Annotated in this window: 18 protein-coding genes and 1 other RNA gene; 14 read left to right on the top strand and 5 right to left on the bottom strand. The window is 42.8% G+C overall.

The window, feature by feature from the left end; all coding sequences use genetic code 11:
• Window positions 1–34 precede the first annotated feature (34 nt).
• The 3 genes from ABDW02_RS06660 to ABDW02_RS06650 are packed head-to-tail and all read left to right on the top strand — an operon-like array spanning window position 35 to window position 1693.
• Window positions 35–406, top strand: a complete 372-nt coding sequence (locus ABDW02_RS06660; RefSeq protein ID WP_343633369.1) for a hypothetical protein — start codon at window positions 35–37, stop codon at window positions 404–406.
• A gap of 2 nt (window positions 407–408) precedes the next feature.
• Window positions 409–1107, top strand: a complete 699-nt coding sequence (locus ABDW02_RS06655) for a hypothetical protein (protein ID WP_343633367.1) — start codon at window positions 409–411, stop codon at window positions 1105–1107.
• A gap of 37 nt (window positions 1108–1144) precedes the next feature.
• A complete protein-coding gene (locus ABDW02_RS06650; protein WP_343633365.1) occupies window positions 1145–1693 on the top strand; it encodes a GNAT family protein in 549 nt (182 codons plus the stop codon).
• 16 nt (window positions 1694–1709) lie between these two features.
• Here the strand turns inward: ABDW02_RS06650 and ABDW02_RS06645 are convergent, their stop codons facing one another.
• Window positions 1710–2066 (bottom strand): hypothetical protein, encoded by a 357-nt coding sequence (locus ABDW02_RS06645; protein WP_343633363.1) that lies wholly within the window; start codon window positions 2064–2066, stop codon window positions 1710–1712.
• Between the two features lie 96 nt (window positions 2067–2162).
• Between ABDW02_RS06645 and ABDW02_RS06640 the strand changes: the two genes are divergently transcribed.
• Both ABDW02_RS06640 and ABDW02_RS06635 read left to right on the top strand, forming a co-directional pair.
• Window positions 2163–3332 (top strand): AI-2E family transporter, encoded by a 1170-nt coding sequence (locus ABDW02_RS06640; protein WP_343633361.1) that lies wholly within the window; start codon window positions 2163–2165, stop codon window positions 3330–3332.
• A 69-nt stretch (window positions 3333–3401) separates the two neighbouring features.
• Window positions 3402–4556, top strand: a complete 1155-nt coding sequence (locus ABDW02_RS06635; protein ID WP_343633359.1) for a WG repeat-containing protein — start codon at window positions 3402–3404, stop codon at window positions 4554–4556.
• A 14-nt stretch (window positions 4557–4570) separates the two neighbouring features.
• Here ABDW02_RS06635 and ABDW02_RS06630 read toward each other — a convergent pair whose 3' ends face one another.
• The 3 genes from ABDW02_RS06630 to ABDW02_RS06620 are packed head-to-tail and all read right to left on the bottom strand — an operon-like array spanning window position 4571 to window position 6750.
• Window positions 4571–5281 (bottom strand): diphthine--ammonia ligase, encoded by a 711-nt coding sequence (locus ABDW02_RS06630; RefSeq protein WP_343633357.1) that lies wholly within the window; start codon window positions 5279–5281, stop codon window positions 4571–4573.
• Window positions 5269–6123, bottom strand: a complete 855-nt coding sequence (locus ABDW02_RS06625) for an aminotransferase class IV (protein ID WP_343633355.1) — start codon at window positions 6121–6123, stop codon at window positions 5269–5271. The genes ABDW02_RS06630 and ABDW02_RS06625 overlap by 13 nt, the downstream gene beginning before the upstream one ends.
• The gene (locus ABDW02_RS06620) at window positions 6124–6750 is read right to left on the bottom strand and encodes a rhomboid family intramembrane serine protease (RefSeq protein ID WP_343633353.1); all 627 of its coding nucleotides are present in this window, start codon (window positions 6748–6750) and stop codon (window positions 6124–6126) included.
• Between the two features lie 55 nt (window positions 6751–6805).
• On the opposite strand from ABDW02_RS06620, the gene ABDW02_RS06615 reads away from it, so the two are divergent.
• The 6 genes from ABDW02_RS06615 to ffs all read left to right on the top strand — a co-directional run bounded on the left by ABDW02_RS06615 (window position 6806) and on the right by ffs (window position 12028).
• Entirely contained in the window at window positions 6806–8416 is a 1611-nt protein-coding gene (locus tag ABDW02_RS06615) for a L,D-transpeptidase family protein (RefSeq protein WP_343633351.1), read from the top strand.
• Between the two features lie 106 nt (window positions 8417–8522).
• Complete coding sequence (gene rpe, locus ABDW02_RS06610) at window positions 8523–9173, top strand: ribulose-phosphate 3-epimerase (protein ID WP_343633349.1); 651 nt, start codon at window positions 8523–8525, stop codon at window positions 9171–9173.
• Complete coding sequence (locus ABDW02_RS06605; protein ID WP_343633347.1) at window positions 9174–9587, top strand: hypothetical protein; 414 nt, start codon at window positions 9174–9176, stop codon at window positions 9585–9587.
• 122 nt (window positions 9588–9709) lie between these two features.
• Window positions 9710–11101 carry an OmpA family protein gene (locus tag ABDW02_RS06600; RefSeq protein ID WP_343633345.1) on the top strand — a complete coding sequence of 464 codons (1392 nt, stop codon included), beginning with the start codon at window positions 9710–9712 and terminating at the stop codon, window positions 11099–11101.
• A 96-nt stretch (window positions 11102–11197) separates the two neighbouring features.
• Entirely contained in the window at window positions 11198–11698 is a 501-nt protein-coding gene (locus tag ABDW02_RS06595) for a GNAT family N-acetyltransferase (protein ID WP_343633344.1), read from the top strand.
• Window positions 11699–11929: 231 nt separating this feature from the next.
• Window positions 11930–12028: signal recognition particle sRNA small type (gene ffs / locus ABDW02_RS06590), an RNA gene on the top strand.
• 148 nt (window positions 12029–12176) lie between these two features.
• Here ffs and ABDW02_RS06585 read toward each other — a convergent pair.
• Window positions 12177–12626 carry an Hsp20/alpha crystallin family protein gene (locus tag ABDW02_RS06585; protein WP_343633342.1) on the bottom strand — a complete coding sequence of 150 codons (450 nt, stop codon included), beginning with the start codon at window positions 12624–12626 and terminating at the stop codon, window positions 12177–12179.
• 227 nt (window positions 12627–12853) lie between these two features.
• On the opposite strand from ABDW02_RS06585, the gene fsa reads away from it, so the two are divergent.
• From fsa to ABDW02_RS06570, 3 genes are all read left to right on the top strand, one after another.
• On the top strand, window positions 12854–13510 hold the full coding sequence (gene fsa / locus ABDW02_RS06580; RefSeq protein WP_343633340.1) for a fructose-6-phosphate aldolase: 657 nt from the start codon (window positions 12854–12856) through the stop codon (window positions 13508–13510).
• 213 nt (window positions 13511–13723) lie between these two features.
• Complete coding sequence (locus tag ABDW02_RS06575) at window positions 13724–14224, top strand: DUF6702 family protein (RefSeq protein WP_343633338.1); 501 nt, start codon at window positions 13724–13726, stop codon at window positions 14222–14224.
• A 2-nt stretch (window positions 14225–14226) separates the two neighbouring features.
• Window positions 14227–16515 carry a M1 family metallopeptidase gene (locus ABDW02_RS06570; RefSeq protein ID WP_343633336.1) on the top strand — a complete coding sequence of 763 codons (2289 nt, stop codon included), beginning with the start codon at window positions 14227–14229 and terminating at the stop codon, window positions 16513–16515.
• Window positions 16516–16530: the final 15 nt, after the last annotated feature.

The following is a 16530-nucleotide window of genomic DNA, read 5'->3' as shown; positions in this document are numbered from 1 at the left end:
ACTTTTTGTTTAATTTGTACAAAACTTCTAAAACATGAAAAAAGGAATTTTCCTATCCATCCTTGTCGTATCTGTTCTTGGTTGTACCAAGGAAAAATTCACAGGTACGCACTCCTTTTGGTACAATACTGAAACTGCCGATGATTTATTAGCTTATGGTGTCAACGAACTGACATTGTACGTGGATGAAGTTGAAATTGCTACCATCGATGCATACGATCACTATACTGCCGATCCGGGTTGTGGAAGCGGAAACTTCGTTTACACGGACCAAATGTTCAAAAAAGAGAACAAAACGCATTCCTACCGTATTTTGGACGAATCAGACAGCCTGATTTTTTCGGGTACTTTCATGATGAGCCAAAAAACACCTTGTGAATCTACCAAGCTGATTGTCAGCTTCTGATTTTGTTTGATTCCTTTTTAGCAGCGATTACTTCTGTGCCGGATAACGGCCCGGTTTACCGGGAAACGGTTGATCTGTCGTTGTTTATCGTTGAACCCTGGAACGCCTGGTCTTCCCTGACCTTTTTGGTTCCGGTGCTCATTTTTTTGTGGCAGCTTCGCGGAAAACATGCGCAATATGCATTCATTGTCTGGTTTTGCTGTCCCTTGCTGGTTATCGGCGGACTAGGAAGTACGTTTTTTCATGCTTTTCGTGCTTCCAAGTGGTTGCTGTTAATGGATGCCGTTCCGATCATCGTTTTGGTGTTGGGCATCAGCATCTGGATGTGGCTGAAAGTGCTTCCCAAAAAGATTCAGTTGCTTTGGATACTGCTCATATTCTTCGGTCTCACATTCCTGTCCATGTTGTTACTGGAAGGCCAGGACCGCATTTCTGCCGGTTATTTCTTCCGTGGATGGATGCTTTTACTGCCTTGTTACTTATTCCTGCGCAAAACAAAATTCCGCAATTCCGGACGTTTGTTCACTGCAATCGGTTTCTTCATTCTGGCCCTGCTCTTCCGTTTCCTGGATGAAAAAATAGAAATAACATTCATGCCCTGGGGAACGCATTGGCTGTGGCACGTTTCAACAGCTTTCGGTGCTTACTTCCTGGGAGAATACCTGATTAAAAATGCATATCCTTCTACATCCGGGTCCTGATTCGCAATTCGTAAGCAGGAATTCGTAATTTTAAAACATGAAGTTCTCACCACGCATAGTTGTATTGAAAGACGGACGGGAAGTCCTGCTGCGCCATGTTGAAGTTGCCGATGCTCCGCGGGTAATCGAATTTGTGCACGGATTTGTCTACGACTCGGAGTTCGTTCCATTAAGTGAAGGAGAGTTCAACCCAACGATGGCGGAAGAAGAACAGATTCTGTCCAACTACGTGGAGCGCTCCAATTGCTTGTTCCTGGTAGCGGAATATGAAGGAAAACTGGTGGCGAATATCAATCTGGACGGCAATCAGCGAAAAATCCTGCGTCACACGGCCGTTTTCGGAATGGGTATGCACAAAGAATGGCAATCCTGCGGTTTGGGAACAGCCATCTTGGGCGCTGCAATCGATTGGGGACGGAACAATCCCGAATTGGAAATCCTGTTTTTACAGGTTTATGCTGAAAACGAAGCCGGATTGGCGCTGTACCGGAAAATGGGCTTCAAAGAGCATGGAAGAATTCCGGATTTTTTCAAGCAGAACGGCCGTTACCACGACGAGATATCCATGCACTTGCGCTTGAAATAAGCACGTAGTCTATTGGCTAATCCCGGGCACGTGCGATTGGTCTGAGACCTTCCATAAATTCACGCGTTTTAGGACAAGTTGCTTTCAGACGCCTGGAAATTTTTTTCTCGTTAGATGGTTCGATTTCAGGACCCAGCTTCTCCATTTTTCTTCTTGCACACTCTTGGATATCATAATACATAACGGATAAAACATCGAACTCCTTAATAGGCATGTCCTTTCCATATTTTTTGAGAAGTTTGATTCCGGGGTCCAGGTCTTTTCCCTCGCTGCATTCACAGTAAATAGCGGCAATCTTATCAGACGGATCGGTTTGTGCTCCCGCCCGATGAATAATCAGTGTTAAAAGCAAAATAAAAATCAGGTTTTTCATAGTTGAAATGATAACGAATCATAAAGTTATCGATTATCGCCGGTTTTAATCGTACACCCTAACCGAATATGCCTATATTTAAGTAAAGATCATTTTATGGAAAATACGCAGGTAAATTACCAAAAACGCATCTTCACTATTCTGCTGTTGGTAGTGATAGCCGCCATTATCTTCCTGGGAAGCGATATTTTATTCCCGGTTATTTTAGCTTTTATTTTCGGAGTGCTCATCCGGCCCATAGACGCTTTCCTGCAAAAGAAATGGCACTTTCCAAAAATACTTTCGGTGATTCTTACTGTCGCGATAGCCATTGTTGTTTTTGCCGGGATCATATTCCTGCTGGGCCTTCAGCTGAAGGATTTCTTCAGTGATCTTCCCACTTTGGAAAAGAATATGATGAAAGTCATTCACGATATTGGTGATTGGATTGCTAAAACATTCGATGTTTCAAACGTCAAACAGGAAAAGATTGTCAAAGAAAACCTCATGAAAAACCGGAGCATGTTTTCCCTGGAGAGTTTCGGAACAATTACGGGTGCGCTGGTGAATTTTATTCTGGTACCACTCTATTTATTCCTGTTTTTATTCTACCGCGAATTATTGCTGGCATTCCTCATGAAACTGGTTCCCGCTAAAAGTGCGGAAAGAATGCAGATTGTAGTGAATGATATCAAAGTCATTATCCGCATGTATATCCTGGGATTGTTGCTGGAAATTGCTATTGTGGCCGCATTGACAACGCTGGGACTTTGGATCATCGGGGTGAAATACGCTTTGTTCTTGGGATTATTGGTTGCTTTACTGAACCTTATCCCGTATGTGGGTATCCTGGTAGCCAACGCACTAAGTTGTTTGATCTCGCTTTCCAATAACCCGGATATCCAGCAATCTGTTTTAGGAGTAATAGCCGTAATCGGTGTGGTGCAGTTGATCGACAACAATATTCTTCTGCCGCGCATTGTGGGTTCAAAAGTGCGAATCAACGCTTTGGCTTCTATTTTGTGTGTGATCGTGGGTGGCTCTCTTGCCGGAGTTCCCGGGATGTTCCTGGCTATTCCGATTACCGCGATTATAAAAGTTGTTTTTGATGCCATTCCGAACCTGGAGCCTTATGGCTTCTTGTTGGGTGATGAATTGCCGAAAAAGGTATTCTGGACGAAAAAGAAAGAAGTCACCAATAAAATTGTGAAAGAACAGATCAAAAATCCGAAACCGGACAAACCGGAAACAGGAACCGGTACAAGACAGAAGCCTAAACCGGAATAAAGTTTGTACGTAATGGTTCGTTATTTTTTGTTTGTTTTGCAAAAAGAACCCTAAACTTTAAACGAACTGATGTATACGCTTTCATACCGAAAAACCGGCTTTCTGCTTTTTTTATTAGTGCTGTTTCAAAGCGTTGTTTACGGTGCTTCAAACAAAAACAATGAAATAGAGTGTGCTCCGGAATACGACAGTCTGCGGCCACTAGCGTCCTATCAATATGTGTATTCCTTTAAGGAGGGACGGGCATTGGTGGTGATCAATAAAAAGTACGGGGTCATTGACAAAAAAGGAAACAATATCATCCCCTGTCAATACGATTATGCACATGATTTTATCCATGGATTTGCACAGGTGAAAAATGGCGAAAAAATCGCTTTTATTGATTCTTCCGGCAGAGCAATTACCTCATTCAGATATGATTTTGCAGGTGATTTCCAAAACGGAAGAGCATTGGTGAAGTTGAACCGGAAATGGGGCTTTATTGATGAAAGAGGATACGAGATTATTCCGGTGACATGTGATCAGGTCAACGAGTTTTTAGAGGAAACAACAACCGTTCAAGATAATGGCCAATGGTTTATCGTCGATAAAATGAATAACCGAAAACCTGTTCTACATAACTGTGAACATATCGGCTCCTTTAATGAAGGACTTGCAGCTATCAGGGTTGAAGGAAAAACAGGATTTATAGATAAGCAGGGAAATATAGTCCTTCAGCCAAAATATGACCAGATATTTTATTTCAGCGAAGGACTGGCTTTGGTTGAATTGAACAGAAAGTATGGGTTCATCAATACAAAGGGACAAGAAGTTGTTCCCTTGGTATATGACGGCTATCCGAATTTTAAAGAAGGATTGGCAGCGGTAATCGTTGGTGATAATTTTGGATTTCTTGATAAGAAAGGCAAGATGGTTATTGAACCGAAGTACCCGAATGTCTATAGTTTTTACAATGGCCTGGCACGGGTTCGGATTGCAGGTAAATGGGGTTGCATCAATCAGAAAGGCGAACTGATCATTCCGGCAATTTACGATGAAATTCAGGTCGGTGAAGGAATTCTTGGTGTTATCGCTGGCGGGAAAGGACAGTTTTTAGATTTAAAAGGAAAACAACTGTTTCCGGAAGTCTATGAGAATTTATACGGTTTCAGTGATGGAGCCGCTTTGGTGAAAAAAAATGGCTACTGGCTCTTCATTGATAAGCAGGGAAAACAATTGTTTTAAATTTGAAATAGACCCTAAACCGGGATAAGTTCCTGGAAGCAAAATCCGTAATCTGTGGTTTCGCCTTCTTTGTTTTGAGCGGTATACGTTTTCAATACCTTCTCCCCGCTTTCAAAAGAAACAGGCTTCTGAAAAATCGGTCCGTCGAAAACAAACGTATGGAATTCACCGTTTTCGCCGCATGGATCTACATGATCGGGTAAATCCGCAAGGAATTGATGGTCGATGGTTCTTCCCGCAAATGATTCGTCCAGTTTGGAAGAATCCACGCAAACTACGATGGTTTTGAATCCCAGGTCAATAAACTCACGCACAAGCGCAGTAGTATCTTGTTTCCACAGCGGAAAATGAGCGGAAATGGAAACTTCACGCAGTTTTTCCTCGCGGTAATTTCTCAGGTCTTCCAGGAAAATATCTCCGAAAATGCAGTCAGCTATTCCTTCTGATTTCAATTCGCCGATTGCCGTGTTCATAGCAGCTTCGTAAGCCTGCATATCCGGACTGGCCGGTAAATGAACTTTTTTCGCTGGAATACCCAGTGATTCTGCCTGCGCTTCCAGCAATTCACTGCGAACGCCATGCATCGAAATACGATCTGCTTCAGCGTTTAACGTCGTTAGTAAATACCGGATGTCGAATTGCCCCGACTGAAGAATTTTGTAAAGTGCCAATGTGCTGTCTTTACCGCCGCTCCAGTTAAAATAAGCCGGGATCAAACGTCCCATTCTTCGTTCAGGAAAGCAACGATTTTGCGGGCGGTAGTATTGAAATAACGTTTCGTACGGTATCCGCCGACCCAGGTAATTCCGCGAACGGCATTCGTCAGGAATACTTCATCCGCCACCAGCAAATTGGAAGGCAGGATTGGGCATTCGTACACTTTTAAACCGTTTTTCAATGCGAGGTTAATCACCTGCATGCGCATTGTTCCGGCCAAACAACCGTCTGAAAGACTTGGTGTATATAAAACGCCGTTGCTGACAACGAAAATATTACTGTGCGAACTTTCCAGGATCTGGCCGTTCTCATTGGTAATCAGCATATCGTCCAGCCCTTTTTCCTTTGCAGAAATAGCGGCCAGTACGTATAGAATGCCATTCTTTGTTTTGTAATTCGAAAGAATGTTCTTGTTTTTCTTGATGTCCTGGTAAAGGTCTACTTCCAGTCCTTTGGCGTTCAACCCGAATAAATTGTGCTCGATCGGATAGATTTCGATGAAATAGCTAACTTCATTGGTGTCAGGAAGATAAGTTCCTCCACCTAAACGGTCAATTGAAAGCCTTACGCGCGCACCTTCCGTAATTTTGGACAGCTGGATCAGTTCATCGATTTGTTGCTGGAAAAATTCGGTGGTATAAAAAGCCGGCAAACGCATTTTTAGGACTTTTGCTCCTTCCGCCAACCTGGAAAAATGATGGGAAAGGTTCAATACTTTGCCGTTCATCACCCGGATACTTTCAAAAAGACCGTCTCCGTAAGTGTAACCACGGTTTCCCGCAGTGATGGAATGTCCTGTGTTACTGATGATTTTACCGTTATTGTTTACGAATAATTCCTGATCGCTCATTTAAAGTAGGTTTTGAAATGCCTTAATCACTTGTTCAATATTAGTAATTAAAATGAAAATAATCCCGAAAACTGCACCGGATATATGTGCATCGTGTGCAATATTTGTTCTCCGGTTGCGATTGGAATAAATTTCGAATGCCAGGTAAAGAATCCCGTAAATCCATGCTTTGATCGGAATCGGAAGGAACAAATTGCGGAGTTCCATATCCGGTTTCAGTGTAAACATGGCGAAAAGTACCGCACAGGCAACTCCCGACAATCCCAGTGAACGGTAGGAATAATTGAACCGGTGCTGGTAATACGAGAAAATGCTGGAAGTAATCATCGAACCAAAAATCAGTGTCCAGTAAACTACCTGTACCATTATCGGGTCGCGGTAAATGATCAGGAGTTCCTGTTCCAGGTATTTCCCGAAGATGAAAAAGGTCAGGCAGTTGAAAATCAGGTGCTGCATATCTCCGTGAAGGAATACGCTGGTCACAAACCGGTAGTATTGTTTTTCCTCTCGCACTTTGTAAGGCTGGAAGAGGAATTTATCCAGGAAATTGGGATTATTAAATCCGATTAACGAAACGATGACCGTGATACCAAGAATAATGTATGTTGAATAAAATTGAGACTCCATGTTCGGGGGAATAAGTATCTTGCAGTAAAATTGCTTATTATTTTTTGATACACGCATGAAAATTAGCAGACTTTTCGCACTATTTCTTGTATTTGCAGCCACTTTCACCCTAATCCGGTGTTCTTCAGACATCGATCAAACGGATCCTGTTTTTGACCAGAAAGTTTCGTTGAAAAAACGGATTGCATTGGCTATCGAATCCGATTTATTAACAAAGTTGAAACTTCCGGAAGGAATCAGAGATTCGGTTTACGCTTTTTATAAATCACGTGATTTCAGACCGGTTTGGGCAAACGACTCCATGTTGCTGGAAAAAGGAACGAAATGGAAAGAATTGCTTGATTTTCCATGTGCTTTGGGATTGCCGGACAACAGGCCTTTTAAGTTTAAGGAAGATTCCTTGTCAACTACATCCATTATCCAGGAATTTGTTCTGACAGCACGTTTGGCGCAGTTGCAGCAAGACCTGAAAGTGGGTTTTTTGGATACGGCAGTCAGTGCTTACCGCCCAATCGTATCGATTGATTTGAAATCACTCAACAGATCCATTCAACAAATGGACACTGTGCAGGATTGGGGAAACTGGCTTGCTAAAATGGGGCCTGCACGACCGGAATACCGTGCTTTGGCAAAAGGATTGTTCCGTTACGCGTATAAAAAACAATTGTCGACCATTCATTTTGAAGTTCCTGCTTTGGTGGAGGATTCCATTCGTTGTTTGGAATTGGCGGAAGAATCCCTGATCGATAAAGGATACCTGGACCCCAAAAAGACCGATGACGAATCGTTCTGGGATGCCATGAGCCGTTTGCAGGCAGATAATGGGTTGAAGGCAGATGGTGTCATCGGGATTTACACACGAAAAGCCCTGGATGAATCGGAGCGTTACAAATGTCACCGGGCTATTTTGTCGATGGAACGCTGGAGATGGCGCGCGCCTTTCCCGGTGGAAAGATATCTTTGGGTGAATATCCCGGAATACAAACTACGCCTGTTCTATAACGACAGTTTGCTTTCAGAACACCGGGTGGTAGTTGGAAAACCGGAAAACCAAACGCCGCAGCTAAGCTCCAAATTGAGAGCGATCGTTTCCTTGCCGTACTGGACACAGCCGCAATCCATTGCCAGCAAGGAATTCCTGCCGGCTATCCAGCGAAATTCCAATTACGCGGCAAAGAATCACTACAAAGTTTATCGTGGTGATACGGAAGTAGACCCGACTACCATTAACTGGAAACGCTACAAGGAAAAGAATTTCCCGTTCAGAGTCAGACAGGAGCCCGGAAACGACAATGCGCTTGGTTTGGTGAAATTCGAATTCAATAACAAATACGGAGTCTACATTCACGATACGCCGTCCAAAGGATTTTTCAACAAAGACATTCGCGCGTATTCTCACGGCTGTATGCGTTGTGACATGCCGGATTCACTGGCGCGTTTTATCCTGACTCGTGACGATAAACAGAAAATGACCCGTGATTCCCTGGATACATTGATTGCAAGGGCCGAGCATTTTTCCATTCCGTTGAGAAAACCCATCCCGATCCAGGTTGATTACATCACCGTGGTGGTCAATGAAAAAGGAAACCTGCTTTTCTTCCCGGATGTTTACGACCGCGATGAGAAGTATTTGAAAATGATGAAAATCTATCCGAAGGTGAATTAAAATTATCAATTATGAATGCGGTAATTATCAACAGGCTTTTCACTTAATAATTGATAATTACTTAATTCATAATTTAAAAAGTACTTTTGCAAAAAAAATTAAAGATATGTCAGTGATTATTGCTCCTTCTATTCTATCCTGCGACTTCGGGAATTTGGAACGCGATTTCGAATTAATTAATCAAAGTGAAGCCGATTGGTTCCATGTGGATGTGATGGACGGGGTCTTCGTTCCGAACATTTCCTTTGGTTTCCCGATTATTTCAGCATTGAAAAAGGTAGCGAAGAAAACAATCGACTGTCATATTATGATCGTAAACCCGGATCAGTATATTTCGGATTTTGCGAAAGCCGGAGTAGATATCCTGACGGTTCATTACGAAGCTTGTACCCACTTGCATCGCACCATTTCAGCCATTCACGAAGCAGGAATGAAAGCCGGAGTTGCTTTGAATCCGCATACACCTGTTTCCGTTCTGGAAAATGTGATTGCGGATCTGGATTTGGTCTTGATCATGTCGGTAAATCCGGGATTCGGTGGACAGAAATTCATCCACCAGGCGATTGAAAAAGTGAAACAAACTAAGGAACTAATCGCTAAAACAGGTTCTAAAGCAATCATAGAGGTCGACGGAGGTGTGAATACCGAAACCGGAAAATTATTGGTAGATGCCGGAGCCCAGGCCTTAGTAGCCGGAAGTTTTGTTTTCAACAGCCCGGATCCGAAAGCAACCATTTCTTCCCTGAAACAACTCTGAATGCTCGATTTTTTCCAGCAACGATTTTCTTACATCCATCAATTGAATTTGAGCTGGATCGCTCATTTAACGAGAGATGATCGCAATATTCCCTGGGATATTAAAGTGGCGGTTTCCCTGCTGATCAATTCGCAGCACATTGCCGTTTGCAGTATTCTCGACCAGGAAGCAGAGTCCGATCTGAACGACGTATTACCGGAAATGCACTGGGAATCGCTCGAACGCGACAATTACAAGCAATGGATGAATGTCTTTCTGCAGTACAACCAGGGACTCCAGGATAATATCGAATGGCTCACTCCTCTCCTGTTCAAATCGTTGCATGAAAGTGCACAATACATCGGACAATTGAAATTGCTGGTGGCACAACATGGCTTGGAGGAATTGGATGAAACGCTTTTGAAAGTAGAATGATTGTTCAAAAGTTCAAAAGTTCAAAAGTTCAAAAGTTCAAATTGAACGATTAAACCCTTTGAACCCTTGAACTCTTTGAACTCTGAACTGTTTACCTTCCGTCTTCTCAGACATCTTCTTCCATGAAGTACCTATTTTCTTTTCTCTTGCTGTCTTTAAGCCTTTCCTACCTGCAAGCCCAGGATTTTTGCAAAGCAAGCAGCGTATTTTTCGACCTGAACAGATCCGAATTAAAACCCGCTGGAATCATCACCATCGACAGCCTGGTGAAATCCATGAACGGATCGGAGTTTATCCTGGAAGTTTACGGCTATACCGATACATCGAACACGGCAGATTACAATCGGAAGCTATCCCAGAGCCGGATTGAATCGGTTTTGAATCATTTGAAATCAACACAGGTCGTTCCGAAAGAAATCCGGACGTTCAACGAAGGAGAAGATTTCAATTCCAGCCAACAAAGTAAACATGCCGGTTTTCAGCGTCGCGTGGATATTTACCTGACTCCGATGGAAGGAAACGACGTAGTTTTCAAATCCTCTTCCGGTGTAATTGTCAAAAGAGACCTGGCCACATTCGGCGATTGCGGGATTTGTGCGCTCAAACCGAAGATCCGGTACCTGCAAAATGAAGCGGACGCAAAAGCAAATGGCATCGACTTGTTTACAGACCGGGAAGAACCCCTGGAAACTTATGGCATGGCGCTGTTTGATATCGATACCTGTTCTTCCCTTTCGCCGGAAGAGCGCAGGAACATGAGGACCTGTATGCAGATGCCCGCTTCAAAATGGAATCGTCGGGTAGAATTATTTGAATTGGTTGAACAGCCGGGAAATGATGTTTGGCGCCTCCTGAACGACTCATGGGAACGTGATTCCATCCGGGAAACCGTGCGTTTCTGTTCACGGTCCGGAAGAATAAACCTGGATGTCCGGAAAAGAAAGATCGGGTTGATCCTGCCGGAAGCTTCAACCACCGGGAAATCATTTTTCACTTTCCTGCCCGAAAGGCCCGTTTTGAAATTAGCGAATGATACGCTTGACTTTCCTTCAGATGTTCACCAGGTGATCAGTTATTATGCCGTGGGCCGGGATTGGCATCTTTTCCTGCAGCCCGCGCAAAAAATCCGCAGGTTATACATCAATCGCGATTCTCTTTCTCCTAACTATGCAACGATCTATGAATCAGATTACCTGGTTGCTTCACCGAAAGTAGAAATTGAATTGAAAGTCAAAAAGAAGAACATCGATAAAGTGGGTTATTATCACCGCGATTTCGACTTGTTTATTCCCCTGGAAAGAAGGGGCGGAAACAGTTGGTACGGAACCATCTACGAGGATGGCTTTGAATTGTGTTATATCAAAAATACCCGTTATTTCATCGAAAAAAACAAAGGGAAAAAGATCCGGATGAAACAAAAAGACGGACATCAATACGGGAAAATCAAACAGTTCTACCTCTTGAAAAAGAACCGCTTAAGCTGGAGAAATGCCAAAAGACGCGAGTTGGTCTGACTCAAATAGTGGATTAAAAAGGGCACTTCGACTCCGCTCATTGACCTTTTGATAATACATCCGTTGACCTTTTGATTAATTTTAAGCTAAAAAAGCATGAATCTTCCTCCATACAAATCCTTTCCCGAATTGAGTTCCGAAAGAATACGGTTGAGAGAAGTCCGGCCGGAAGACATTCCCAACCTGCTGGAGATTCTGACCTACGATGGAAAACCTGCTGAAACGCTGACAGGGGGAACTCACATTGTGAACCAGATCCATCAAAACTACCTCGATGGCAACTCTGTGAATTGGGTCATTGAAAACCCGGAGACTCATGAATTGATGGGCTTTGTGGGGTATTATCGCGGTTTCGGGAACGGTATCGGTGAAATAGGATTTATCTTGAAAGCAGCATTCCGCGGTCTGGGATTCATGTCGCCTGCACTTGTTCTGGCTACGGAATTTGGCCTAAACGAAATGAAACTGAAAGGTGTTACAGCGTTTACAAAGCCCGACAATGAAAAAGCGATTGCAGTATTGAGCCGGAATGGATTTCGCGCTGAAAAGAAACCGGAAGGAAAGTATTTGAAGTTTGTTTACGTGAAGGTTCTATGAATTGTTCAAATGTTCAAATGTCACATGTTGGAAGGATTTACAGGAAATGATTTCTAAAGTTCATTTTTGAACCTCTTGAACCCTTTAAACTCCTGGAACTATTGGAACCTTTTAAAACAGTTTACACCTTTTTCCCTGAAACAGAAAAGTTTAAGTCCCTTTTTCATCCAATCTTTAGAAAAAAACAGTTTTTCTATACCGAATCTCCAATAAATAACTAATTTTGCGGCGGGGTAAGTCTTTTACGACCAGCTCCCTCTAATTCCTCCAGGACGGGAACGTAGCAAAGGTAAGAGGTTGTAGCGGTGCGATAAGAGTAGCTTACCCCTCTTTTTTTGCCCTGAATTTTCTTTTCTCTAGCTTTCTTTTCCTCTTCGAATTTTTCTTTTAAGAATTCTTTGAATAGCGCATCTTGTTGACCATCAATAAAAAATGGCTGCCTTGAAGACAGCCATTAAAAAACAGAAGTGTGCTTATTTTATGAAATTTCTATTAATTTGGGCTCTTTCCGACGCACTTCTTCTTTCTTGGGAATAGTTAAGTACAACAATCCGTTTTCGTATCGGGCATTGATATTCTCCTGGTCAACCACATCTTTCGGAAGCTCGAAACTTCGCTGGAAGGATTGATAGCTGAACTCTCTGCGCGTATAACGGTCGTTATTTTCCTCGTTGCTTTGCTGTTTGAAGGAAGAAATCGTTAATAAATTACCGTCAAGCGTAATCTTGAAGTCCTTTTTTTCCATACCCGGTGCCGCAACTTCTACTTCGTAGTTATCGCCGGTTTCACGAATGTTTACCGAAGGCATCGTGGTGCGTGTCGATGAAAAATTGTTGTTTCCCCAGTTAAAAAGTTCGCGGCCAAAAAAATCGTCGAACAACGGGGAAATTACCGGGAATCTGTTCCCATTCCTTTTTGCTGGATTCATAACCTCTTTTTTTAGTTAAACAATAATTAAAGAACTTAAATAAGGCTTTGCCTTGTTCCCTCATTATCAAGCGAAATGCCATTCGAAATTTCCTGAAAATTTTTCATGAAAAAATGACAAAATTTCTGTCTTTCTGAAATTTTTTCAGTGTTGAAATGTCAGTCAGCGGCAGCCCATTATGCAATTTCTACTAAATGCTTTTATCTTTGTCACCAAATAAAAGAAATATGAAATTTTTCATTGATACAGCAAATCTGAACGACATTCGCGAAGCCAACGATTTAGGGATTTTGGATGGAGTAACCACCAACCCGTCTTTGATGGCTAAAGAAGGAATCACCGGGCAAAACAATATTTTGAAGCATTATGTGGACATCTGCAAAATTGTAGACGGACCTGTAAGTGCGGAAGTGATTGCAACTGATTTCGAAGGAATGATCCGTGAAGGAGAAGCTTTGGCTGAATTGCATAAAAATATTGTGGTAAAGATCCCGATGATCCCGGAAGGAATTAAAGCGATCAAATACTTCTCTTCGAAGGGAATCCGAACGAATTGTACCCTGATCTTCAGTGCCGGACAAGCATTGTTGGCTGCTAAAGCCGGAGCAAGTTACGTTTCGCCGTTTGTGGGCCGTTTGGACGATGTTTCTACAAACGGATTGGACCTGATCCAGCAAATCCGCATTATTTACGACAATTACGGGTTTGAAACAGAAATCCTGGCAGCCTCCATTCGTCACCCGATGCATATCATTCAGTGTGCAGAAATCGGTTCCGACGTAATGACTGGTCCATTGAGCGCAATTGTAGCTCTTGCAAAACATCCGCTGACTGATAACGGATTGGCTCAATTCCTGGCAGATCACGCGAAGGGGAATAAGTAAAAAAGTTCAAGTGTTCAAAAAGTTCAATGGATGATACTTGAACTTTTTGAACCTTTTGATCTTTTGAACAATATACAGATGAACTTTAACCGCGCAAGGCAGTTTGTTCATTTATCAGAAGAATTCCAACTTTCAACCTGATTATTCTCCCTTTGGTCAAAAATCGGCTTGCTTCTTTAACCATTCTGTTATTTTTGTGGTAACAATCTATTTATGAAGAAACTCATTGCAGTCTTTGCATTTTTTTCTGTTTTGTTTTCAGCAAATGCACACGAGTATTACTTTGCTTTCGGCGAGGTAGAATACAACGTGTCGACCAAAAAGCTGGAAATCACGCTCGAAATAAGCGCACACGACCTGGAGTTCGACATGAAGAAATCGGGAATTACACTGGATAATCACATTGAGAACCAAACCGGGAATGCAGATTTCAAAAAACAATTGGAAACGCATCTTGCCAAAGGATTCAGCATTTCAGTGAACGACTCCCCTGTTCCGCTTTCGGTAGTCGGATTCGATGTGTTGCCGACCGGTTTGCTGTACGTTTACCTGGAAAGCGGAGTTCTTGAACTGACAAAATCGATCCGCTTTAAATTTGACTTACTGATGGAATCCTTTCCCGATCAGCAAAACAAAATCACCTTTATTCGAAACAGCCAAAAACAAACAGCCGTTTTTTTACCTGCTAAACCTACAGAAGTTATAACCCTGTAATTATGAAAAAAATCCTCTCTCTCTCAACTGTTTTGTTTGCCCTGAATCTTTCGGCACAAACGAAATTTGCTCAATTGGACATTGAACTTCCTACTCCGAACGAATACCGTACGGCTGCAGGAGCTCCCGGGCATAATTATTACCAGCAAAAAGCAGATTACAAAATGAATCTGACTCTGGATGATACCAAACAAACCATTCACGGAGAAGAAGTGATCACGTATACCAACAATTCCCCGGATGTATTGGAATACCTGTGGCTGCAATTGGATCAAAACATCTTCAAACCGGATTCCGACAGCAAATTGATCGCCGTGGAGAAAATGGAAGATTTTCAGTCCATCAAAGACGTAGAACGCAAATTAATGACGTTTGACGGAGGCTTCAACATCGAAATGGTAGCCACGGTAAACGGTGAAAAAATGCATTATGCGATCAACAAAACAATGATGCGTATTGATCCGGCGAAACCTTTAGGGCCAAAACAAAGTATTTCTTTCAAGATCAAATGGTGGTACAACATCAACGACCGCATGAAATTCGGAGGAAGATCCGGTTACGAGTATTTCGAAAAAGACAACAATTACCTCTACACCATCGCACAGTTTTTCCCGAGAATGTGTGTTTATAACGATGTAGAAGGCTGGCAGAACAAGCAATTCCTTGGAAAAGGTGAATTTACGCTTCCGTTCGGGGATTACGAAGTTTCCATTACCGTTCCTTCCGATCACATTGTGGCAGGTACAGGAGAATTGCAAAACGGAGCTTCCGTAATGACTGCCGAGCAAAGACAGCGTATGGATAAAGCGAAATCTTCCAACACACCTGTTTTGATCGTAACACAGGCCGAAGCTGAAAATGCAGAGAAAAACAAAGCTACAGGAACGAAAACCTGGACTTTTAAAGCGAAAAACGTGCGCGATTTTGCCTTTGCCACTTCCCGTAAGTTCATGTGGGATGCACAAAATACGGTCGTGAAAGGAAAAAACATCCTGTGCATGTCTTTTTACCCGAAAGAAGGAAATCCGCTTTGGGAGCGTTATTCCACCAAATTAGTCGCACATACGATCCAAACTTATTCGAAATACACGATCGATTATCCGTACCCGGTTGCGATTTCTGTTCACTCCAATCAAATCGGGATGGAATACCCGATGATCTGCTTCAACGGCGGAAGACCGAATGAAGACGGTACGTATTCGGAGCAAACGAAATACGGGATGTGGGGTGTGATTATCCACGAAGTCGGGCACAACTTCTTCCCGATGATTATCAACTCCGACGAACGCCAGTGGTCGTGGATGGATGAAGGATTGAACACCTTCGTACAATATTTGACTGAACAGGAATGGGAACGCGGTTATCCTTCCAGAAGAGGTCCGGCATCTATGATCACTGATTACATGGGCGGCGACAAAAAATTCATTTCTCCGATCATGACCAACTCCGAATCAATCTGGCAATTCGGGAACAATGCTTACGGAAAACCGGCTACAGCCTTGAACATCCTGCGTGAAACCGTGATGGGAAGAGAATTGTTCGACTTTGCGTTCAAAACATATTGTGAGCGCTGGAAGTTCAAGCACCCTACTCCGGCTGATTTGTTCCGCACCATGGAAGATGCTTCCGGAGTGGATCTGGACTGGTTTTGGAGAGGCTGGTTCTACACAACCGAATACGTGGATGTTTCCCTGGATTATGTGAAACAGTTTGAATTGAATTCGAACAATCCGGAAATCGAAAAAGCAGAAAATAAGAAAGCTTCTGATGCGAAGCCCCAGTTTATCGGAGATATCCGCAACAAAGAATCGATCAAGCAAACAGTGAACGAAAAAGATCCGGCAATCGATGATTTCTACGCAAAAAGGGATATTTACCAGGTAGACCGTTTGGATAAAAAGGAATACGAAGAATTCCAGGCGAAATTAACCCCGGAACAAAAGAAATTACTGGATTCCAAAAAACAGTTTTACGAATTGTCATTCACGAACAAAGGCGGTTTGGTAACCCCGTTGATCATCCAGGCAACTTTTGAAGACGGTACTACACAGGAAGTGCGCATTCCGGCTGAGATCTGGAGAATGGATGACATCACGGTAACGAAAGTACTGATCTTTGACAAACCTGCCGTGTCTTTCCAATTGGATCCGTTCCTGGAAACTGCAGATTGCGATATGAATAACAATTCCTTCCCTCCTGCTTCCAAACCGACACGTTTCCAGTTATTCCAGCAAAAACAAAGCAACGAAAACCCGATGCAGCGTCAGAAGCGTTTGGAAAGCGGAAATTGATAAGGCAAAACCACC

The sequence above is a fragment of the Fluviicola sp. genome (assembly GCF_039596395.1).
In the GTDB taxonomy this organism is placed as follows: Bacteria; Bacteroidota; Bacteroidia; order Flavobacteriales_D; family Crocinitomicaceae; genus Fluviicola.
Note: the sequence above shows the minus strand (reverse complement) of the source record. Positions and strands in the feature narration are given on the sequence as shown.